The sequence below is a fragment of the Cupriavidus phytorum genome, assembly GCF_003254285.1.
GTDB classification, from domain to species: domain Bacteria; phylum Pseudomonadota; class Gammaproteobacteria; order Burkholderiales; family Burkholderiaceae; genus Cupriavidus; species Cupriavidus phytorum.
The window spans coordinates 112,992-135,015 of the sequence record NZ_QKZN01000005.1 but is presented as its reverse complement, the minus strand read 5'-3'; the positions used below and the strand labels follow the sequence as shown (position 1 = coordinate 135,015).

17 protein-coding genes are annotated in these 22,024 nt (G+C 69.0%); 8 read left to right on the top strand and 9 right to left on the bottom strand.

Annotated elements, in window-relative coordinates:
• Nucleotides 1–94 precede the first annotated feature (94 nt).
• From C7416_RS14785 to tldD, 3 genes are all read left to right on the top strand, one after another.
• A complete protein-coding gene (locus tag C7416_RS14785) occupies nucleotides 95–4,423 on the top strand; it encodes a YhdP family protein (RefSeq protein WP_181461245.1) in 4,329 nt (1,442 codons plus the stop codon).
• A gap of 17 nt (nucleotides 4,424–4,440) precedes the next feature.
• A complete protein-coding gene (locus C7416_RS14780) occupies nucleotides 4,441–5,277 on the top strand; it encodes a carbon-nitrogen hydrolase family protein (protein ID WP_111519620.1) in 837 nt (278 codons plus the stop codon).
• Between the two features lie 96 nt (nucleotides 5,278–5,373).
• Nucleotides 5,374–6,834, top strand: coding sequence for a metalloprotease TldD (tldD, locus tag C7416_RS14775; RefSeq protein WP_111519619.1), 1,461 nt, complete (start codon nucleotides 5,374–5,376; stop codon nucleotides 6,832–6,834).
• A gap of 85 nt (nucleotides 6,835–6,919) precedes the next feature.
• Here the strand turns inward: tldD and C7416_RS14770 are convergent, their stop codons facing one another.
• Nucleotides 6,920–7,975: a class I SAM-dependent methyltransferase gene (locus C7416_RS14770; RefSeq protein ID WP_111519618.1), complete on the bottom strand. Its 1,056-nt coding sequence runs from the start codon at nucleotides 7,973–7,975 to the stop codon at nucleotides 6,920–6,922.
• A 184-nt stretch (nucleotides 7,976–8,159) separates the two neighbouring features.
• On the opposite strand from C7416_RS14770, the gene C7416_RS29160 reads away from it, so the two are divergent.
• Both C7416_RS29160 and aroG read left to right on the top strand, forming a co-directional pair.
• Complete coding sequence (locus C7416_RS29160) at nucleotides 8,160–8,321, top strand: hypothetical protein (RefSeq protein WP_172583563.1); 162 nt, start codon at nucleotides 8,160–8,162, stop codon at nucleotides 8,319–8,321.
• A gap of 165 nt (nucleotides 8,322–8,486) precedes the next feature.
• Nucleotides 8,487–9,566, top strand: a complete 1,080-nt coding sequence (gene aroG, locus C7416_RS14765; protein ID WP_092313941.1) for a 3-deoxy-7-phosphoheptulonate synthase AroG — start codon at nucleotides 8,487–8,489, stop codon at nucleotides 9,564–9,566.
• Between the two features lie 43 nt (nucleotides 9,567–9,609).
• Here aroG and C7416_RS14760 read toward each other — a convergent pair whose 3' ends face one another.
• The 6 genes from C7416_RS14760 to nosZ form a co-directional block, all read right to left on the bottom strand.
• The gene (locus tag C7416_RS14760) at nucleotides 9,610–10,143 is read right to left on the bottom strand and encodes a nitrous oxide reductase accessory protein NosL (RefSeq protein ID WP_111519617.1); all 534 of its coding nucleotides are present in this window, start codon (nucleotides 10,141–10,143) and stop codon (nucleotides 9,610–9,612) included.
• On the bottom strand, nucleotides 10,143–10,979 hold the full coding sequence (locus C7416_RS14755; protein ID WP_111519616.1) for an ABC transporter permease: 837 nt from the start codon (nucleotides 10,977–10,979) through the stop codon (nucleotides 10,143–10,145). Before C7416_RS14755 ends, C7416_RS14760 begins: the two co-directional genes overlap by 1 nt.
• A 3-nt stretch (nucleotides 10,980–10,982) precedes the next feature.
• Entirely contained in the window at nucleotides 10,983–11,924 is a 942-nt protein-coding gene (locus C7416_RS14750) for an ABC transporter ATP-binding protein (protein WP_111519615.1), read from the bottom strand.
• Nucleotides 11,899–13,185, bottom strand: a complete 1,287-nt coding sequence (locus C7416_RS14745; RefSeq protein WP_111519614.1) for a nitrous oxide reductase family maturation protein NosD — start codon at nucleotides 13,183–13,185, stop codon at nucleotides 11,899–11,901. Before C7416_RS14745 ends, C7416_RS14750 begins: the two co-directional genes overlap by 26 nt.
• Nucleotides 13,182–15,788: a 4Fe-4S binding protein gene (locus C7416_RS14740; RefSeq protein ID WP_111519892.1), complete on the bottom strand. Its 2,607-nt coding sequence runs from the start codon at nucleotides 15,786–15,788 to the stop codon at nucleotides 13,182–13,184. The genes C7416_RS14745 and C7416_RS14740 overlap by 4 nt, the downstream gene beginning before the upstream one ends.
• A gap of 69 nt (nucleotides 15,789–15,857) precedes the next feature.
• Nucleotides 15,858–17,807 carry a TAT-dependent nitrous-oxide reductase gene (nosZ, locus tag C7416_RS14735; protein WP_111519613.1) on the bottom strand — a complete coding sequence of 650 codons (1,950 nt, stop codon included), beginning with the start codon at nucleotides 17,805–17,807 and terminating at the stop codon, nucleotides 15,858–15,860.
• A 369-nt stretch (nucleotides 17,808–18,176) separates the two neighbouring features.
• On the opposite strand from nosZ, the gene C7416_RS14730 reads away from it, so the two are divergent.
• Nucleotides 18,177–19,127: an FAD:protein FMN transferase gene (locus C7416_RS14730; RefSeq protein WP_240988204.1), complete on the top strand. Its 951-nt coding sequence runs from the start codon at nucleotides 18,177–18,179 to the stop codon at nucleotides 19,125–19,127.
• Between the two features lie 79 nt (nucleotides 19,128–19,206).
• Here C7416_RS14730 and C7416_RS14725 read toward each other — a convergent pair whose 3' ends face one another.
• Both C7416_RS14725 and C7416_RS14720 read right to left on the bottom strand, forming a co-directional pair.
• On the bottom strand, nucleotides 19,207–19,605 hold the full coding sequence (locus C7416_RS14725) for a c-type cytochrome (protein ID WP_111519611.1): 399 nt from the start codon (nucleotides 19,603–19,605) through the stop codon (nucleotides 19,207–19,209).
• 9 nt (nucleotides 19,606–19,614) lie between these two features.
• Nucleotides 19,615–19,962 (bottom strand): c-type cytochrome, encoded by a 348-nt coding sequence (locus tag C7416_RS14720; RefSeq protein WP_111519610.1) that lies wholly within the window; start codon nucleotides 19,960–19,962, stop codon nucleotides 19,615–19,617.
• A 541-nt stretch (nucleotides 19,963–20,503) separates the two neighbouring features.
• Here C7416_RS14720 and C7416_RS14715 point away from each other — a divergent pair.
• Entirely contained in the window at nucleotides 20,504–21,385 is an 882-nt protein-coding gene (locus C7416_RS14715) for an AAA family ATPase (protein WP_111519609.1), read from the top strand.
• Nucleotides 21,386–21,402: 17 nt separating this feature from the next.
• Entirely contained in the window at nucleotides 21,403–22,005 is a 603-nt protein-coding gene (locus C7416_RS14710) for a GNAT family N-acetyltransferase (protein WP_111519608.1), read from the top strand.
• Nucleotides 22,006–22,024: the final 19 nt, after the last annotated feature.

Below are 22,024 nucleotides of genomic sequence, written 5' to 3'. Positions count from 1 at the left end.
TACCCCGCCGCGGTGCGCGCAGCTTGCGCATTTCTTGTTTTAGCCGGCCGGGCACCAGATTGGAGAGCGGCTAGTATTGTCGGATAATCTGCGCATGTCCAGCCGCGCCCCACAACCCGCTGACGGTTCTCCCCCCAATGGCGGCGCGGGCGGGCACGAGGCCGCCACCACGCTGCCCGCTACGCCCACTGGTTCCCTTGGCATTGACACCCCTGACGCCCGCCGGCGGAACTCCGCGTGGGCGCGCGCCGGGGCACTGGCCCGCGCCGGTACGCGCGCTGCCGTGGCGGCCGTGCGCCATCCGTTCTGGCGCGGCCTCGGGCGCGCGCTGGTGCGCGTGGCGCTGGTGCTGGCCGTGCTGGCGCTGGCGGCGGGCCTGCTGATCCGCTTCGTGCTGTGGCCGCAGGCCTCGGCCGCGCGCGAGTGGCTGGAACAGCGCGGCTCGCAGGCGCTGTCGGCGCAGGTCAAGATCGGCTCGCTGGAAACCTATTGGGACGGCTGGCACCCCGCCTTCCGCGCGCGCGGCCTGAGCGCGGTGGACGGCCAGCAGCGCGCGCTGCTGTCGGCCGCCGTCCTCGACGGCAAGCTGGCGTGGCGCTCGCTGGTCAGCATGAACCTGCAGTTCGTCAGCCTGGGCGCGAGCGGCACCGACATCCTGGTGCGCCGCACCCCCGAGGGCCGGCTGCTGGTCGCCGGCATGGTGGTCGACGCCACCGGCGGCCAGCAGGACGACGACCGCTTCCTGGGCTGGCTGATGTCGCAGGGACGCGTGGCGCTGTCCGACGGCAAGCTGCGCTGGCTCGACGAAAAGGCGCGGCTGCCGCAACTCGACATCGGCGAGATCCGCCTCGACACCCGCCGCGACGGCGCGCGCCACACCTTCCACCTGGAAGCGCGCTCGCCGGCGCTGGGCCCGCGCCCGCTCGAGGTGCGCTCGACCTTCCGCGACGACTACCTGCACAGCGCCGGCAACTGGCGCCACTGGACCGGCCAGGCCACCTGGGACCTCGGCCAGCTGCAGCTGCCGGTGCTGCAGCGCTACCTGGCGATGTTCGAGCGCGTGGCCAGCGGCACCTTCAGCACCGACGGCAGCATCGAATTCCGCCAGGGGCGCATCGTGCGCAGCCAGACCCGGCTGCGCGCCAGCGGTGTCGACCTGCAACTGGCCGGCGCCGCCGCGCCGCTGCGGCTGGCCAACGCGCAGGCCCTGCTGCTGCACCGGACCGAGCGCGACGGCAGCAACCTGCTGACGGTCGACACACTGCTGTGGCAGCCGCTGCAGGCCCAGCAGCCGGCGGTGCCCGATGCCAGCAACGCGCCCGCAGTGGCCGACGGCAGCTGGCGCGAAGGCATGCGCAAGGTCGCCATCGGCTGGGCCCGGGCCAAGGACGGCACGCTGAACAAGTTCTCGCTGAAGGCGCCCTCGCTGGACCTGAACACGGTGCGCGCGCTGGCCACCTCGATGCCGATCGATACCGCGGTGCTGCGCCAGTTGCGCGCGCTGCAGCCAGCCGGGCACATCGACAACCTCAACGTCAGCTGGACCCGCGCGCGCACCGGCATGCTCGAGCGCGGCGGCGGCAAGCCGCACTACAGCATCCAGGGCACGCTGCGCGAGGTCTCGATCAACGGGCAGCCCGCGGTGCCGGCGCTCGACGCCGCCGGGCATCCGCGCCTGGGCACGCCGGGCTTCTCGCGGCTGTCCGGTACCTTCACCCTCGACGACCAGCAGGGCAGCGCGCGCTTCGAGGGCAACGACGCGGCGCTGGTGCTGCCGGGGCTGTTCGAAGACCCGCGCCTGCCGTTCGACCAGATCGCCGGCGACGTGCGCTGGCAGCGCCGCGACGGCAAGCTGGCGGTGACGCTGGACGGCGTGCGCTTTGCCAATGCCGACGCCGCCGGCTCGGTGCGCGGCAGCTGGCGCGAAGGCGGCGATGGCGTCTCGGGCATCGCCGACCTGGCCGGCGAGATGACCCGTGCGAAAGTCGCGCGGGTGCCGCGCTACCTGCCGCTGAGCATTCCCGCCGCGACCCGCCACTACCTGTCCGGCGCGCTTACCGGTGGCGAGGCTGCCGGGGTCAGCTTCGTGCTGCGCGGCGACCTGGCGCACTTCCCGTTCCACGCACCGCACGAGAAGGCGGGCGAGTTCCGCGTCGAGGTGCCGATCGAACACGTCAGCTACCAGATCGCGCCGCATGACGCGGCCCACGAGCCGGCCCATGGCGCCGCCGGCGCATCGTCGTGGCCGGTGTTCACCGACATCGCCGGGCGCGTGGTGTTCGACCGCGGCGGCATGACCTTCCTGGCGCGCCGGGCCACGGTGCAGGACATTGCCGGCGTCACGCTGCAGGATGTCAGCGGCCGCATCGACGACCTGAGCCCGCGCGGCAAGCTCGCCATCGACGGCAGCGCCACCGGGCCGGTGCAGGGCTTCGTGCGCTACATCAACGCGTCGCCGGTGCGCGAATGGACCGGGCACGTGGCCGATGCGGCCCGGGCCGGCGGCCACGGCGAGCTCAAGCTCAAGCTCGAGATGCCGCTCGAGCACGCCGACGCCGCCAGAGTCGATGGCCGCTTCCGCTTTCCGGGCAACGATGTCGTGCTCGGCCCGCAGCTGCCGCCGCTGGGCAATGCCAGCGGGGTCATCACCTTCAACGAGCGTGGCTTCGGGCTCGAGAACCTGCGCGCGCGCTTTCTTGGCGGCGAGCTGCGCCTGGCCGGCGGCACCCAGCCGGACGGCGCCACACGCGTGAGCGCGAACGGCCAGGCCTCGGCCGCCGGGCTGCGCGAGGCCGCCGCGGGCACGGCGCTGGCGCCGCTGGCAGCGCGGCTGGAAGGCGCCACCGGCTACAGCGCCGTGATCGGCGTGCGCGAACGGCAGCTGCAGGTCCAGCTGAACTCTGACCTCAACGGCATGGCGCTGCAGCTGCCGGCGCCGCTGGCCAAGGCCGCGTCGCCGTCATTGCCGCTGCGCGTGGAGTTGCGCCCGGCCGCGCCCAATGCCGCGCGTGCCGCCACCGACGAACTGGCGCTGCAGCTTGGCAATGTGCTCAACGCCCGCTACCTGCTGCGCCGCGATGGCAGTGGTAGCGGCACCAGCGGCCTCGAAGTGCTGGCCGGCGGCATCGGCGTGCAGCAGGCGGCGCCGTTGCCGGCCGCGGGCGTCAGCGCCGCGGCCACCTTCGACCAGCTCGATATCGATGCCTGGCGCGCGGCCTTCGCCGGCGGTGCTGGCGGCGCGGGCGCCGACGAGCCACCCTCGCCGTTCCTGCCCAGCCGCATCGCGCTGCGCGCGCGCACGCTACACGGCATGGGCCGCACGCTAGACGAGGTCGCGCTCGACGCCAGCCGCGAGGCCGACGGCTGGAACGCCAGGGTCGACTCGCGCCAGGTTGCCGGTGCGGTGCAATGGCGCCCGGGCGCGACGGCTGCCGCCGGTTCGCTGCGCTTGCGCCTGGCGCGACTGAACGTGCCCGATGCCAACGACGAGCACAACGTGGTCGATGCGCTGGCCAGCAGCATCGACACCTTGCCCGCGATCGACCTGGTCGCCGACCAGTTCATGCTGCGCGGCCACGACTTCGGCAAGCTCGAGGTCAAGGCGCATACCGAGACCGGCGCCGGTGGCACCGATCCGGTCTGGACCCTGGACAAGCTGCAGATCGAACAGCCCGGCGCCACCCTGAACGGCAATGGCAGCTGGCGCGTGCCGCGCCGCCTGCGCGCCGACGCCAGCGCCGAGCGCCGCACGCTGCTGTCGTTCGCCATCGACGTGCGCGATGCCGGCGCGACACTGGACCGGCTGGGGCTCCCACATACCCTCAGCGACGGCAAGGGCAAGCTCGAGGGCCGCGTGGCGTGGCGCGGCTCGCCGCTGTCGATCGACTACCCGACGCTGACCGGCAAGCTGTCGCTGGACCTGGAGAACGGCCAGATCCTCAGCGTCGAGCCGGGCGCGGCGCGCCTGCTGGGCGTGCTCAGCCTGCAGGGCCTGCTGCGCTTTGCCACGCTGGATTTCCGTACGCTCTCGGGACGCGGTCTGCTGTTCGACCGCATCACCGGCAGCGGCACCATCGAGAACGGCGTCGGCACGATCCAGGATTTCAAGCTGCGCAGCCCGCAGATCATCGCCAGCATGAGCGGCACCGCCGACCTGCTGCGCGAGACCCAGGATCTGCGCGTCGAGGTGGTGCCGCGCATCAACGCCACCACCACGTCGATCGCGGCGGCCTTTATCAACCCGGCGCTGGGCATCGGCACGCTCGCCGCGCAGCTGCTGTTCGCCGACGAGTTCTCCAAGATGTTCACCCAGCACTACCGGATCTCGGGCAGCTGGGCCAACCCACAGGTCGGCAAAGTGGAGGACAATAAGGCGCAAGGCCCGACCTTCCAGAACCGCGCGGACCCGGCCTTCCCGCGCTAGAAGAAGATGCCGCCCCCATGACGCCAGCCAGTCCAGCCAGCCCCGCCCCGTTCCGCGTTGCCGCCGTCCAGACCGTGACCGGCACCTCGCTTGACGCCAACCTGGCGCGCGCCGAGGCGCGCATCGCCGAGGCCGCCGCCGGCGGTGCCGAACTGGTGCTGCTGCCCGAGTACTTCTGCATCATGGGCCGCGCCGAAACCGACAAGGTCGCGGTGCGCGAGCACGACGGCGACGGCCCGGTGCAGCAGTTCCTGGCCGACGCGGCGCGCCGCCATGGCATCTGGCTGGTCGGCGGCACGCTGCCGATGTGGTGCGACGACCCGCAGCGCGTGTACAACACCTCGCTCGCCTTCAACCCGCGCGGCGAGCGCATCGCGCGCTACGACAAGATCCACCTGTTCGGCTTCACCCGCGGCACCGAAAGCTATGACGAATCGCGCACCATCCTGGCCGGGCGCACGCCGGTCAGCTTCGACGCGCCGTGCGGCCGGGTGGCGATGTCGGTGTGCTATGACCTGCGCTTTCCGGAGCTGTACCGCGGCCTGGCCGCCGACGGCGGCACCAGCCTGATCCTGATGCCGGCCGCCTTCACCTACACCACCGGGCAGGCGCACTGGGAAATCCTGCTGCGCGCCCGCGCCATCGAAAACCAGTGCTATGTGCTGGCGGCAGCGCAGGGGGGCAAGCACGAGAACGGCCGGCGCACCTGGGGCCATTCGATGCTGGTCGACCCGTGGGGCGAAGTGCTGGCGATGCTGCCCGAAGGCGAAGGCGTGGTCGGCGGCGTGATCGACCCGGCGCGGCTGGAGGAAGTCCGGCAGAACCTGCCGGCATTGCGGCACCGGGTGCTGTAGCATGTACGCAAGCGCGGGGGCCGATGGCGCCCTCGCCCACAGGATTGTTTGCCGCGCCGGCCAGCCCGCGCGGCCCAAGGAAAAAAAGGACTTCTCATGAACGCCGGCGATCTCGGAATCCGCAACCTGGCCACCGCGCAGCAACTGCTGCTGGCACCGTACGGCCTGGACGAAGCCAGGCTCCAGCGCGTGCTGGCCGATATCTTCACGCACAAGGTCGACTACGCCGACCTGTACTTCCAGTACACCCGCAACGAGGCCTGGAGCCTGGAGGAAGGCATCGTCAAGTCGGGCAGCTTCAGCATCGACCAGGGCGTGGGCGTGCGCGCGGTCTCGGGCGACCGCACCGCGTTCGCGTATTCGGATGAAATCAGCCTGCCCGCGCTGTCGCAGGCAGCGGCCGCCACGCGCACCATCGGCAAGGCCGGCAGCGGCCGCGTCAAGGTCGCCGGCGAGCTGGCCACGCATGCGGGGCGCAACCTGTACACGCCCAACGACCCGCTCGATTCGATGAGCGCGGCGGAAAAGGTGGCGCTGCTGGAACGCATCGAACGCATGGCGCGCGCCAAGGATCCGCGCGTGGTGCAGGTGATGGCGGGCCTGGCGGGCGAGTACGACGTGGTGCTGGTAGCGCGCAGCGACGGCGTGATCGCCGCCGACGTGCGCCCGCTGGTGCGGGTCTCGGTCACGGTGATCGCCGAACAGGGCGGGCGCCGCGAGATCGGCTCGTCGGGCGGCGGCGGCCGCTATGCCTATGGCTATTTCACCGACGACCTGCTGCAGCAGTACGTGGACGAGGCGGTGTCGTCGGCGCTGGTCAACCTGGATGCGCGCCCGGCCCCGGCCGGCGCCATGACCGTGGTGCTGGGCCCGGGCTGGCCCGGCGTGCTGCTGCACGAGGCGGTCGGCCACGGCCTCGAAGGCGACTTCAACCGCAAGGGCTCGTCGGCGTTCGCCGGCCGCATGGGCGAACGCGTCGCGGCCAGGGGCGTGACCGTGGTCGACGACGGCACGCTGGCCAACCGCCGCGGCTCGCTCAACCTGGACGATGAAGGCAACCCGACCCAGTGCACCACGCTGATCGAGGACGGCATCCTGCGCGGCTATATCCAGGACACGCTCAACGCGCGCCTGATGAAGATGCCGGTCACCGGCAACGCGCGCCGCGAAAGCTATGCCGCGCTGCCGATGCCGCGCATGACCAACACCTACATGCTCAACGGCGACAAGGACCCGCAGGAGATCATCGCCAGCGTCAAGCGCGGCCTGTATGCGGTCAATTTCGGCGGCGGCCAGGTCGACATCACCAACGGCAAGTTCGTGTTCTCGGCGAGCGAGGCGTACATGATCGAGGACGGCAAGATCACCTACCCGGTCAAGGGCGCGACCCTGGTCGGCAACGGCCCGGAATCGCTCAAGGACGTCACCATGATCGGCAACGACATGCGGCTGGATTCAGGCGTGGGCGTGTGCGGCAAGGAAGGCCAGAGCGTGCCGGTGGGCGTGGGCCAGCCGACGCTGCGCATCGAGAATATGACGGTGGGCGGGACGGCGTAAGACAGCTGGCTAACCACTGGTTTGCCCCCCTCTCCCGCAAGCGGGAGAGGGAGCACCCAATCAGCAAGCAAGGCGGCCACCCCCCTCACGGCCGCACTTCATACACCAGATTGAACGGCGTCTGCGCCGCCCGCCGGAAGCTGCGGAAGCCCGCCTGCTCCGCCACCGCGCGCATGCGCGCCTCGCCCGCCTGCGCGCCCAGGCACAGGCCGACTTCCTGCGAACGCGATGCCGGCGTGCAGATGAAGGTCGATGCGGAATAGAACACCCGGCCCACCGGGTTCAGGTTCTGCTCCAGCGCATCGTTGGCAAAGGGCTCGACGATCATCCAGGCGCCGTCGGCGCGCAGGGTCTCGCGCACGTGGCGCGCCGCGCCCACCGGATCGCCCATGTCGTGCAGGCAGTCGAACACCGCCACCAGGTCATAGTCCGTGCCGCCATAGTCCCTGGCGCTGGCGACCTCGAAGCGCACGCGCTCGGACACGCCGGCGCGGCGCGCGGCCTCGGCCGCATGGCGCACCGAGGGCTCGTGGTAGTCGAAGCCGACGAAGCGCGACGCCGGAAACGCCTGCGCCATGATGATGGTCGACGCGCCATGGCCGCAGCCCACGTCGGCCACCATGGCCCCGGCCTGGAGCCGCGCCGCGATGCCGTCGAGCGCCGGGATCCATTCCGACACCAGGTGCGCCGCATAGCCGGGCCGGAAGAAGCGCTCGGTGCCGTGGAACAGCGCGGGGTCGTGCTCGTGCCAGCCCAGCCCGCGGCCATTGCGGAAGATGTCGATCATCTTCGGGATCGCGCGGAACTGCGCCACGGCGATCTGGAACGCGCCCGGGATAAAGGCCGGGCTGCCTTCCTGCGCCAGCGCATAGGCCTGTTCCTCGTTCAGGCTGAACTGCGCCGAGCCCGCGTCATAGTCGACATAGCCGCTGGCCGCCTGCGCCGACAGCCATTCGCGCAGATAGCGCTCGTCGGTATGGGTCTTCGCCGCGAGCATGGCGACGGTCATCGGCTTTTCCGCCAGCGCCTTGTACAGCCCCAGTTCATCGCCGACGACCACGGTCGCGGCATGCATCACCGCGCCGATATCGCCGACGAATTTTTCCATGAAGGCATTCAGCCTCGCTTCATCGACGCTCATGATGCACCTCCCCGTGTGACTGCTCCCCGCTTCCAATATAGCCATCGGCCATCCCTGGAAAAGCCGAAAAGCGGCGGCGGCAGCAGGCTCGCAAGGCCGCGCCGAAATGCAAGACGGGTTGGTGCGCCAGCGCACGGCATGGCTGCGGCGACACTTGCCAACCCCGGCAAAAGGCGCTATAAAGATGCTTCGTCGCGCGGCGAGCAGCCAATGCGCAACGAAAATTACCGAAGCGGCGCGCAATTTCCTGCCTTTCTGCCACGCAGTGCAGCATAAATCCGGCGCCCGCGAAGAAAATCGTTTCAAGCTGACCCAAGCCAACGCCTTTTCCCGCCATGTCCGCTAAGTTTTACTTTTACTTTTTTGGCGATCTCACACCGCTGGCGGATAGGGAGGGATGGCTGTAAGCAGCGCCCCGAATACAAAAAAAACCGCCAGCGACCCTGGCGGTTTTTTTATACCCCTTTGTTTTCCCACACCCTCACGACCTCACAAGAATCCTGGAGCCATCATGCTGAAGAACACCGACGACCTGCGCATCCGCGAACTCAAGGAGCTGCTGCCGCCCGCGCACCTGATCCGCGAGTTCGGCTGCTCCGAACAGGCTTCGGACGTGATCTACGGCGCGCGCCAGGCCATGCACCGCATCCTGCACGGCATGGATGACCGGCTGATCGTCATCATCGGCCCGTGCTCGATCCACGATACCCGCGCCGCGCTCGAATACGCCAAGCTGCTCAAGGTGCAGCGCGAGCGCTTCGCCGGCGAGCTGGAGGTGGTGATGCGGGTGTATTTCGAAAAGCCGCGCACCACGGTGGGCTGGAAGGGTCTGATCAACGACCCGCACATGGACGGCAGCTTCAAGATCAACGACGGCCTGCGCACCGCGCGCGAGCTGCTGCTGACCATCAGCGAAATGGGCGTGCCCACCGGCACCGAATACCTCGACATGATCAGCCCGCAGTACATCGCCGACCTAGTCAGCTGGGGCGCGATCGGCGCGCGCACCACCGAGTCGCAGGTGCACCGCGAGCTGGCGTCGGGACTGTCGTGCCCGGTCGGCTTCAAGAACGGCACCGACGGCAACGTCAAGATTGCGGTCGACGCGATCAAGGCCGCGTCGCAGCCGCACCATTTCCTGTCAGTGACCAAGGGCGGGCACTCGGCGATCGTATCGACCTCGGGCAACGAGGACTGCCACGTGATCCTGCGCGGCGGCAAGGCGCCCAACTACGATGCTGCCAGCGTGCAGGAAGCGTGCGATGCCATCGCCAAGGCCGGCCTGGCCTCGCGCCTGATGATCGACGCCTCGCATGCCAACAGCAGCAAGAAGCACGAGAACCAGATCCCGGTATGCGCCGAGATCGGCCGCCAGATTGCCGCCGGCGACCAGCGCATCATCGGCGTGATGGTCGAATCGCACCTGGTGGCCGGACGCCAGGACCACGTCCAGGGCCAGCCGGTCGACGAGCTGACCTATGGCCAGTCCGTCACCGATGCCTGCATCGGCTGGGACGACTCGGTCAAGGTGCTCGAGGGCCTGGCCGAATCGGTGCGCCAGCGCCGGCTGGTGTCGGGCAGCGGCAACTGAAGCGGCCACTGAAGTCACAACGGCGGGCACCCGGCCCGCCGTGCTACATCCGGCTGTCGTGCATCGCGCCGCCGCTGAGGTCAGCCAGTTCCGGCGTCACCTCGGCGTAGCGCAGCAGTTTCCCGCCATGGCGGGCAGCGAAGGCGGCCGCATCGCGTTCCGTCCTGAAGCTGGCCAGCGTCGGCCCCATCGCGCCGTGGCGCCGGCTGCCGGCGACGTAGAGGCCGGTGGTGGCGTCGAACCAGTGGCCGCGCGGCTGCTCCCAGTCGGCTTGCGCCATGTCCTGCACGAACGCCGCGCGCACCGGCCGCACCTGTTCCGGCCGCAGCAGCGCGTGGAACATTTCCACCGTATCGCAGAACCAGTGCGGACGCCCTTCGCCCGCATAGAACACCTGTGCCTTGGGCCCGGCGTAATCCGCCAGCAGCATGCCGTCCAGCGCGCAGGCGGTGGCGGCGTCGAATTCCTGCGGCTGTGCCGGGGCCTCCGGCTTGCGGCCGCAGCCGGCGATCAAAACGGCGCCGCCGGCAAGGGTCAGCACCAAATTGCGGCGATGCAATGAAAACGGGGTACACATCAGCGGAAACTCCTGGCGGCAAGACCCAGCGGCACGGCGATCCACGCCAGCAGCGCCGCGCCGGTCGGCCACGGACTGGCCAGCGCGGGCGGCACGATGCTGGCAACGCCCCCGGCGCTGCGCAGCTGGTCCAATGAAAAGGCATTGACGATGCGAAACAGGTCGGCGGGGTTGAGCAACAGCAGCCACGCGATCCAGTCGGTGGCGGCATGCTGCGCGTCCGCGCCGCTGCCGGCGACCAGCATGCCGAGCAGCAGCAGGTCGAACACCAGCACGAAGAAGAACCACAGCCCGATCGCCAGCCCCGACGCCTGCGCGCGGTCGCGGCTCAGCACCGACAGCCACAGCGCCAGGCTCAGGAACGCCAGCCCCAGCAGCACCGCGCTGGCGACAAAGCCGAGGGTGTGATACAGCCCCGCCCAGCCGAACTGGCGCGCCAGCAGCAACGCCATCAGCGCAAAGCCGCCGGCCGTGGCCAGCCCCAGCGCGGCGGCCAGGCCGAGGTACTTGCCCAGCAACAGCTCGCCGCGCGTCAGCGGCAGCGACAGCAGCAGGTCCAGCGAGCCGCGCTCGCGCTCGCCCACCACGGCGTCGAAGCCCAGCAGCAGCGCGATCATCGGCACCAGGTAGATCACCAGGCTGGCCAGGCTGGTGATGACGAGCTCCAGCGAGCGCGGGCCCAGCACGCCCTGCTCGGCGCCGCCGAAGTAGCCGATCGCCAGCGACAGCGCGGTGAACACCGCCGCCACCGCCAGCACCCAGCGGTTGCGCAGGCGGTCGCGGAATTCCCTGCCGGCCAGCGCCGCCACCTGGCGCGCGTCGAACCACTCCGCCATCCCTTACTCCTTCATTCCGAGAAACAGATCCTCGAGCGACGGCTCGCGGATCTGCAGGTCCAGCAGCCGGCCGGCGAGCGGCTGCAGCGCGGCCAGCACCGTCATCTTGGCGACGGGCGCACAACGCACCGTCAGCGCACCAGGCGGCGCTCCGTCGATCTCCAGCGCGGGCAGCGCGCGCAGCCGGCGCAGCGCCTCGTCACGCGCGCCCGCCTCGACCCGCAGCACCAGCGTCAGCGGCAGGCCGGCCCGGGCGCGCAGCGCCTCGAGGCTGCCGGCGGCCTGCAGCCGGCCAGCGGACAGGATGGCAAAGCGGTCGATGCGCTGCTGCAGTTCTGCCAGGATGTGCGAGGTGATGACGATGGTGACGCCGCGCTCGCGTAGCGCGTTCAGCATGGCGTAGCAGTCGCGGATCGCGGCGGGGTCCAGGCCGTTGGTCGGCTCGTCCAGGAACAGCACGCGCGGGGCACCCAGCAGCGCCTGCGCAAAGCCCAGCCGCTGGCGCAAGCCCTTCGAGTATTCGCGCACCGGGCGCGTGGCGGCAGAGGAGAGGCCCAGCTGGTCGAGCATCGGCGCGCACGCTTCCGCCTTCACGCCCTTCAGCCGCGCGAAGAAGCGCAGCGTCTCCAGGCCGCTCAGGTTGTCATGGAGCACCAGATGTTCGGGCAGGTAGCCGATGCCGCGGCGTGCCGCACGAAAGGCGCGGCTGCCCACGCTGGCGCCGGCCACGCGCAAGCTGCCGTGCGTCGGCGGCAACAGGCCCAGCATCATCCGGAACAGCGTGCTCTTGCCCGCGCCGTTATGGCCGATCAGCCCGAGCAGCTCGCCTTGCCCGACGCTCAAGCTGACATCGTCGACGGCGCGCAGCGCGCCGAAGTGCTTGCTGACGTTGGACAGCACGATGGCATCCATGGCCGGATCAGCGGCTGGTGTCGGCCGGCTCATGCCATTGCCCCCAGTTGGCGCGGGCCGGGCGCATGCGCGGATATTCGTCGACCACTCCCGGCGCACGGATTACCGGAAACTGGCGCCCCGCCAGCCGCAGCGCCTGCAGCGCCGGGCTGCCCAGCAGCAACGCCACGCCCGGATAGCGCCAGCTGAGCCGGTCGACCACGTCATTGGCCCGGTACGGGATATCGCCCACGCCATCGGCATCACGGTCCCAGCCCAGGTAGTTGCTCCAGTAGTTGCCTTGCGCACGCTCGGACGGGTTGCGTCCGCCCCAGCCCTCGTCGCGCGCGCCGACATAGCGCACCGGCTCGCGGTTGCCGATGAAGTCATTGCCCTGCACCACGTTGCGCGTCGATCCGGCCGACAGGTGCACGCCGATGGCGTTGCCGAGCACCAGGTTGCCGCGCAGCTGCGCATACTCGACATCGTAGATAAAGAAGCCGCGCTGGTTGTGCGCGACCACGTTGCCTTCGATCACCGAGTCCTGCAGCGTGCGCAGCATGATGCCGTGGTCGGCATTGGCCCAGGTGCGGTTGTTGCGCACCAACTGGTCGCGCACCTCCATCAACGCCAGTCCGCCGCGGTTGCGGTAGCTGTCGTTGTTCTCCCACAGGTTGTGGTACGAGTTCATGTAATGAGTGCCGTAGCGGCTATGGTGCAGCCGGTTGCCGCGAAACACGGCGTGGTGCGAGACGTCGACATAGAGCGCGTCGCGCACGAAGCTGATGTGGTTGTCGAGGATGCGCGCGCCGCGCGTGTTGTAGAGCTGCACGCCGTTGCCGCGCTGCGCCGAGTTGTAGTCGCGCTTGCCGGTGATGGTGTTGGCCTCGACGCGGACCTCGTCGGCCTTTTCGATCCACAGGCCGAACAGGTTGTAGGTCAGCTCGCAGTGCCGCACTACCGCGCGGTGCGCGCCGGGCTGGATGTAGATGCCGGCGTTCTGGTCCTTCAGGCTGTCGCCGGAGTCGCGCACGATCAGCCCCTCGACCGTCACGTCGGGCGCGGCGAGGCGCAGCGTATCGCCGCGCAGCGCGCCGCTGAGCGTGGGCCGCGCGATGCCGCGCAGCACCAGCGGCCTGGAGACGGTGAAGTTGCCAATGTAGTGGCCGCGCGCGATCTCGATGGTGTCGCCCGCGGACGCGGCATCGATCGCCGCCTGCAGCGACTGGCCGGGCTGCACACGCCAGGTCGCCGCCAGCGCGCCGGTCATACCGCAGACCAGCCATAGCAACGGGATACCGGACAGCGGCTTCATGCGGCCAGCCTCCCCATCGCCTTCAGCGCCAGGAACAGCACGGCACCGACCAGCAGGTTCTTGAAGCCGACATAGCTGAGCATGTCCATCACGGTGGCGCGCCGGTAGCGGCCGCGCCACCACGGACCATCCTTGACATAGCGCTTGGCCGAAAGGCGGATCAGCACCTCGTAGAGGCTCCAGCCCAGCCACCAGCCGATCACCGCGCCGGCGCGCAGTTGTCCGCTGGCCGCCAGCGCCCACGCCACGGTCGCCGCCAGCGCCACCGCAACCCCCGCCAGTTGCAACGCGGCGGCGGAGCGCCAGCCCTGCCCGCTCCAGGGCCACAGGTGGTCCCATAGTTCGGCGAAGCAGCGCGCGGCGCCCGTGGTGGCGGCGTAGGGCGGCGTCACGGGATCGGTCGGCATGCGTGGATCGGGGTCCGACGGTTGTGCCGCAGCGATCGTCACCGGCACCAGCGGAATGAAATACCCGTTGCGCCCCACCGGCGTCAGCGGCAGCCCGTCGCGCTCGCGCCGCTTGCGCTCGCGTGCCAGCGGCGGGCAGCCGTGCGTATCAGTGTAGAGCACCATGCAGTCGAGGCAATGCAGGCACTCGCGCTGGTCGATGCGGCCATCGGCATCGATCGCCTGCGCGCCGCAGCCCGCCGCGCATGCCTTGCAGCGGTTGCAGTCGGGCTTCCGCCGCAGGCCGAACCAGCGGAACGTGCTCGGCATTGCCAGCGCCGCGCCGAGCGGGCACAGGTACTTGCAGTAGGGTCGTTCGACAAACAGCGACAGCGCCAGCAGCGCGCATGCGAACAGGCCGTAGGGCCACGCGCGGTTCGCGATGCCCACCAGGAAGGTGGTCTTGAACGGCTCGATCTCCGCCAGCCGCTCGGCCAGCCCCATCGAAAACACCGAAACCGCCAGCAGCCCGAAGAACACGCCGTACTTGACCCACTTGAGCCGGTCGTGCCAGTGCCGCGGCAACTGCCGCTGCCATCGTTTCAGCCCCAGGAAACGGCCGAGCTTGTAGAGCGCCTCGGACAGCGAGCCGAACGGGCACAGCCAGCCGCAGAACAGCCCGCGCCCGAACAGCAGCACCGTGACGATGATGAAGATCCAGAAGCAGAAGATAAAGGGATCGCTCAGGAACAAGGCCCAGTCCCAGCGCAGCAGCAGCGCGTGGAACCACGTCAGCACCTGCGTCACCGAAGGCTGCGCCATCGCGCCAAACCCCACGAAGACGATGCTGAGGGCCCAGGCCGTGTACTTGATCGCGTTGACCGGCCATTTGTGCCGGTGGGTGGCACGCCGCGTCAGGCGGTCGCGCAGCGCGTAGACCAGCGTGACCGCGCCCAGCAGCGCCACGAACAGCGCGATGGTGCCGGCCTGCCGATGCCAAACCTTGCGCCACGGCGCCTCGGGCACGTCGATATGGGCGCGGCCGCCCTGCAGCAGCGCCGCCGGCAGCCAGTACGGCGCGTCGAAGCTGGCAAAGCTGCGCGTGCCCGTGGCGCGGTCGACCCGGTTGCCGAGGAACGACAGCTTCCACGGATACGCCGCCGAGAACGCCGGCGAACGGATCACGAAGATCGCCGACTCGGTCGGCGCCGGCGCGCCAGCCGCGGCCACGCCATAGAGGTTCCGGTAGTCGAGGTCGCGGAAGGTGAAGGCGTCGGCGTCCTGGCGCACCTGCACCCGGTCATAGATGCCGCCACGCACGAAGCCCGAGCCCTTGAACGACTCGGTGCCGGCGGTGCGGATCACGAAGATGGCATGTTCGCCCGGCCGCAGCTGCGCGCGCAGGCCCTGCCAGCCGGCATCGCCCAGCACGCTGCGCGCGATATCGGGATGGTTGAGGTCGCCGAACCACAGCTCGATAAATGGCCCGTCGCCGCCCGGCAGGCCGACCTGCGCGGGCTGCACCAGCAGGCGCTGCACCGCGCCCATCGCCACCAGTTGCGGCCAGCTGTAGTGCGTACCGCTTTCAACGTAGCGCGCCGGCGCGCGTTGCGTCGGCGCCAGGATGCCAACCTGCCGCGCCACCGCCGCACCTGCCGTGGTCAGCACCTGGTTCTGCGCGATCACCGTCACCGTGGCGCCGGAAATCGCATCGACGCCGACCACGCCTTCGTCGGGTCGCGACTGCCCCACTTCGATCTTGTCGGCGACCGACTTGCCGACGTACTGCCGGTTGAAATCGAGCAGCGCCGATTCCGGGATGCCCAGCAGCAGGATCGGCTCCGAATGCTTCAGCACCTTGACCCCGGCATAGCGGCCTTGCGTGTCCATGCCGATCAGCGTCACCACCGGCTTGCCCGAATACGCCGGTGTATCGGTAATGTCGGTGGACAGCATGACGTAGCCGAGCAGCTCGCGCTGGCCGCCGGGGCCGGTGCGGTAGCCCTCGACATAGGGCGGCTGGCCCATGCGTGCCGAAAAATGTGTGGCGCCGGGCAGCACCTGCGCGCACGGCACCAGCGCGCACAGGTCGATAGCGGTGGCGAGCTGCGGCGGCAGCTCGGCCTCGTAGGCGCCCGCATGCGCCGGCGCGACCAGGCCAAGCGAGAATAGCCACGCGGCGAGGACCGCGACGAGTCCTTTGAAGATTGCGTGCATCATGGAAAGGCGGCAGGCGTAGCGCTGCGCGCGGCCGATGTGCCGCGGGCCTCGCTACGCCAGACCGTCTCAGGCCTCGACGATCATGCGGCTGCGCATCTCGAGATGCAGCGCGTGGCAGAAGTGGGTGCAATAGCACCAGAACACGCCGGGCTTGTCGGCAACGAAAGTTACCGACGCGGTCTCCTGCGGATTGACGATGAAGTTGATGTTGTACTTCGGGATGGCGAAGCCGTGCGTCAGGTCCTCGATCTTGTCGAGGTTGGTCAGGATCAGCGTGACCTCGTCGCCCCGCTTCAGCCTGATCTCGCGCAGGCTGAACACCGGCGCCTGCGAGGTCAGCTTGACCGTTACCTTGCGGCCGTTGCGGAACACGCCCGATTGCTGCGCATCCTTGATCGCCAGCGGGAAATCTTCGAGCGCGTAGACCTGCTTCGGCCGCAGCAGCTCGCGCCGGAAGATGATGAAATCGTGCGGCTCGCTGTGCACCGGGTGGTCCGCCAGCAGCACCTTCTTGTCGCCGGAGATGTCGATCAGCTGCTCGTTCTCGGCATGCAGCGGGCCCACCGGCAGGAAGCGGTCCTTCGAAAACTTGCAACCCACCGCCAGCAATTTGCCATCGGCGGCGACGGTCTCGGATTGCGAGGCATTGAGGTGGCCGGGCTGGTATTGCACGTCGAGCCGGTCGACCACGTATTTGGCGCTCTTGTCGCCACGGTGGAAGCGGATCGCCGCGTCGATATTCCACTTGACCACCTGGCTGTCCAGGAACAGCGTGGTGTAGGCATTGCCGCGGCCGTCGAAGGCGGTATGCAGCGGCCCCAGGCCCAGCTCGACTTCCGCGACGATGGCGTCGTCCAGCCTGGCCAGCTTGCCGTCGAACCAGTCCAGCACCCTGGCCAGCTCGATCACCGTGCCGGTCGGCGACAGCTTGCCGGCGCAGATGAAGTACTTCTGGTCGGGGCTGGCGTTGACACCGTGCGGGTTCTTCGGCACCGAGACATAGGCGGTCAACGCCGTGGCCGGGTCCTGGTTGGCGGCATGCGTGCCGTCGACCACCGGCACTTTGGAATCGCCGATGGTCCTGAACTTGCCGGCCTTCACGGCCGCCTCGATGCGGGCAATGTTGAAGAACAGGCAGGCATCGCGCTCGGCCGACATCATGTCCTCGAAGCGCACGCCCATTTCCACGTTGTACTGGTTGGTCGCGGCCAGCTTGCCGTCGTACGAGGTCGCCACCAGGTCGCAGTTGCCGTCGATCAGCACCTGCCAGCGCACCGCCATCGATTCGGCATCGACGCAGGTGAACAGCGAGCGGTACTTGCTGCCGTCCTCGGTCGGCGTATTGGGCAGCGGCACGCCGAACTCGGCGCCGCAGAACACGCGCGTGGTGTAGTTGATGCTGGCGTCGACGGGATCGCGCTTGTCGGGGAAGATGCCGTGGAAGCCCTGCACATTGGGCAGCTCGGTGATCTTGTCGCAGATGAAGTAGTCGAGCCGGATGCGCGCCAGCCGGGCATTGATCTTGTCGTTGATCCAGGCATAGCGGCCGTCGTAGTTGCCGTCCTTGTACGAGGCATGCACGTGATGGGTATCGCCGACGGTGTACTGCAGGCTGCCGTCGGCGCGCGTGCCCATCACGCGCTTCGATTCATTGGTGATGCCCCACCCCGTCAGCGCGTCCGGCACGAAGCACGGAATCCGGTGCAGCTCGCGCCCGGAGGGCAGGCCCAGCACGCGCATGTCGCCGGCATGGCCGCCGCTCCACAGCCCGTAATAGGTGTCCAGCTCGCCGGGCTTCAGGTGCACCGTGGTGGCCGCGGTGGCCGTGTCGCCGGCATGGCCGGCGTGGGCACCGGCGCCGCTGGCGGCCGTGGCTGCGACCGGCGCGCCGCCGTTGTCGGTGCACGCCGCCACACCGGCAAGGCCGGCGAGCGCCGCGGTATTGATGAAGCGCCGCCGTCCGGGCGCGGCCGGTGCATCGTGGGGTGGCAGGGGATGCTGCGTATGCCTGGTCATCTTCGTTCCTCGAACCGTCATGGCAAAGGCGGAGTCCGCTCCGCCGGCTTGCTGCTTGTGTTGTCTTGTGGTGGCTTGCTGCTGCCGGCTACAGATGGTCGAAGCAGTTGGCGCGATCGAGCTTGATGATCGTCATGGTTCTCTTGAATATTCATTAGCGATGCATGTTTTTCTCCGGCAGCGCGGACAGAATGGCGGCACGGCAAGGCTTACCGCCGCTTTCGCGATCGATACCACCTCGTCATGCGCTTCAAGACCCTACTGCCTGCACAGCCTTCCCTCCCCCACATCGCCCCGCTTGACCACATCGACCGCCGGCGCCGCGCCCTCGTGCGCGGGGCCGCGAGCGTGCCGCTGCTCGCCACCGCGATGTTCGTGCGGCCGGCGCTGGCCGATCCCTCGGTCACGCGTGCATCGCGCCGCCTGCTGGGCACGCGCGTCGACATCGTCGTGCAGGACCACTGCCACGGCGCGGTGGAGGCCGCCATCGCCGCAGCCTTTGCCGAGATGGCGCGGCTGGAGCAGTTGATGAGCCGTTATCGCCCCGACAGCCAGGTCAACGCGCTGCAGCGCGCGGCGGGCCGCCACGCGCTGCACGTGGCGCCGGAACTGATGGCGGTGCTGCAGGCTGCCGCGGCAGTTTCGGCAGGATCCCGCGGCGCCTTCGATATCACCGTCGGCGCGTTCGCCGGCTGGCGCTTCGGCGCCGATGGCAACCGCTTGCCCGACGCCGCCGAACTGGCGCGCGAGCGCCCGCTGGTGGACTACCGGCAAGTGCGGCTCGACGCCCGGCGCGGCACGGCCATGCTGGCCCGCCCCGGCATGCGGCTGGACCTCGGCGGCATAGCAAAGCTGCCGATCCTCGATGCGGGCATGCAGGTGCTGCGGCGGCACGGACTGGCCAATGCGATGATCAACGGCGGCGGCGATGTGCTGGCCACGGGCCAGTTGCAGGGGCGCGACTGGCGCATCGGGCTGCGCGACCCGCTCGCGCCGGCGCGGCTGCAAGGCGTGCTGCAGGTGAGCGACGCCGTGGTGGCGTCGTCAGGCGACTACGAGCGCTGCTTTGTCGCCGGGGGACGGCGCTATCACCATGTGCTCGATCCCGCCACCGGCCTGCCGTCGGCCGGGCCGCACGGGGTCACGCTGGTGGCACCCACCGTGGCCGCGGTCAACGGACTGGGCGCCGCGCTGATGGTGGCCGGCGAGGCAGCCTGGGCTCGGCTGGTCGGCGGCATCGCCGGCGTCGAGGGGCTGATCGTGGGGGATGGCGGCCGCTGGATGTCCGCCGGCATGGCGCAAAGGCTGTGGCAAATCTGAGCGCCCGCGCCGCGGACGAAAAAAAAGCCGCTTCCAGCGAAGCGGCTTGCTTGCCTGCAGGCGGCCTGGCCGCCGGCGCTTACTTCTTCAGCACCAGGTCGCCCGGCAGCGACTCGATGTAGGCGGCCATGTCCTTCAGCTCCTTGCGCGTGAACGGACGCGGCTTGCCGTCCTTGTCGGTGACCGCCGGATTGGCATTGACCTGGCCGGCCATGATCGCGTTGGAACGGCCCACCAGCGCATTGCCCGACACCTGGTAGGACATCAGCGCGTGATACAGATAGTCGGCATGCTGGCCGGCCAGCTTGGGGTAGTCGGGCGAGATCGGCTTGTTCATGCCGGCGCCGTGGCAGGCCACGCAGTTGCCTTTTTCGACCAGGGTCTTGCCGTTGGCAAGGTCGGCGGCCGAGGCCGGCATGGCGACAGCACCCAGCACGAGTGCGCCGAGCGCGAACGAAAGCGTCTTGAGCGTCTTCATGTGGGTCTCTTACTTGAGGGAATTGTTCTGCGTGCCGGCGTTCTGCTGCGAGTAGTAGGCCGCCACGTTGGCGATGTCCTGCTCGGTCAGCGTCGCGGCGATGCTGCGCATGGTGGGGTGCTTGCGCTCGCCCTTCTGGTAGGCCTTCAGCGCGTTCTCGATGTACTTGGCGCTCTGGCCGCCCAGCAGCGGCACTTCATAGATCTCGGGGAAGGACGCGCGGTAGCCCGGAATGCCGTGGCATCCGATGCACATTGCAACCTTGTCCTTGGCAGCGTCTCCATTGCCCTTGACTTCCTGCGCCTGCGCGGCCGTTGCAGCCGCGCCCAGCACCACCATCGTGAGGAGCTTTTTCATTGTCTTTGCGGATTGGAAGTTAAACCGTGTGACCTGCCCTGCCGGGCGGAGACGGTTTCAGAATGCTTCTGCGGAGCAACCAGGGCAGCCAGTCGGTTGGCCGGGGTGCAACCCGCCAGAGATGTCGCATCCGGTCGGTTTGCCGGGGAGTGGAACACCATTCTGGAACCACCTCGCGCAATCGCCGCGACCCGGAAGGGCCGCTGGGACTTCTGAACGCGGACTGCCGGATACTGGTGAACTGGACGTGGGGGCGCGTCAAACCGCCGCATTGTACCGCAGCCGGCACCTGCCAGTCCAGCCAGCGGCCGGCGCCGGCGGAACCCTGTCGGCACGCCCCAACATGAACCGCAAAGGTCTTTTATACTGGCCCATTCCGGGAATCCGCACGACCGTTCGCGTATGCTCCGCCAGCGGCACGCGGGCGCCCGCCACGGACCCTGTGTTCCATAACGAAAGCGCGCCTTGCAGCGCGAAGAGACCGCGCCCAGCACGCCAACCCGGCCCTCGCCCGCGAGCGGCCGCCACCTCAGGTTGCCTCATGTCAAACACCGCCAACGCCCAAGCCTCCTCCCAGCCGGTCCGCTTCGAAGGCAGCGACCAGTACGTTGCCACCGACGACCTCAAGCTCGCCGTCAATGCCGCGCGCACGCTGCAGCGCCCGCTGCTGATCAAGGGCGAGCCCGGCACCGGCAAGACCATGCTGGCCGAGGAAGTCGCCGCCGCGCTGGGCATGCCGCTGCTGCAATGGCATATCAAGTCGACCACCAAGGCGCAGCAGGGCCTGTACGAGTACGACGCCGTGTCGCGCCTGCGCGATTCGCAGCTGGGCGACAACCGCGTCCACGACATCCGCAACTACATCGTCAAGGGCGTGCTGTGGCAGGCCTTCGAAGCTGACCAGCAGGTGGTGCTGCTGATCGACGAGATCGACAAGGCCGACATCGAATTCCCCAATGACCTGTTGCGCGAACTCGACCGCATGGAGTTCTACGTCTACGAGACCCGCGAGCTGGTCAAGGCGAAGCATCGTCCGCTGGTGATCATCACCTCGAACAACGAGAAGGAGTTGCCCGACGCCTTCCTGCGCCGCTGCTTCTTCCACTACATCAAGTTCCCCGATGCCGAGACGATGCAGCAGATCGTCGACGTGCACTACCCCGGCATCAAGCGCGAGCTGGTTGCCGCCGCGCTCGAATCGTTCTACGAGATGCGCAACCTGCCAGGCCTGAAGAAGAAGCCGTCGACCTCCGAGCTGATCGACTGGCTCAAGCTGCTGATGGCCGAGGACATCCCGCCCGAGGCGCTCAAGAGCCCGGACAAGAAGGCCGCGATCCCGCCGCTGCACGGCGCGCTGCTGAAGAACGAGCAGGACGTGCACCTGTTCGAGCGCCTGGTGTTCATGAACCGCGCCAACCGCTGAGCGCGCGGCCAAGCCCGATGACCGACACGACCGTTTTTGCACAACCCGTGACCCTGGCGGGCTTGCACGCCACGCTGGAACCGCTGCGCCCCGAGCACGCCGACGGCCTGCGCGCCGCCTGCGCCGACGGCGAGCTGTGGAAGCTCTGGTACACCAGCGTGCCGGCGCCCGAGCGCATGGAGGCCGAGATCGCGCGGCGCCTGGACCTGCAGCAGCGCGGCACCATGCTGCCGTTCGCGGTGCGCGACGCGGCCGGAGAGCTGGCCGGCATGACCACCTACATGAATATCGACGCGGCCAACCGGCGCGTCGAGATCGGCTCGACCTGGTATGCGCGCCGGGTCCAGCGCACGCCGCTGAACACCGAGTGCAAGCTGATGCTGCTGGGCCATGCCTTCGACCATCTCGACTGCATCGCGGTGGAATTCCGCACGCACTGGATGAACCAGCAAAGCCGCGCCGCGATCGCCCGCCTGGGCGCGCGGCAGGACGGCGTGCTGCGCAACCACATGCGCATGCCCGACGGCACGCTGCGCGACACCGTGGTGTTCTCGATCATCGCCAGCGAATGGCCGGCGGTGCGGCAACACCTGCAATTCCAGCTCGAGCGCCCGCGCTGACGCGCCGCGCCGACTGAAA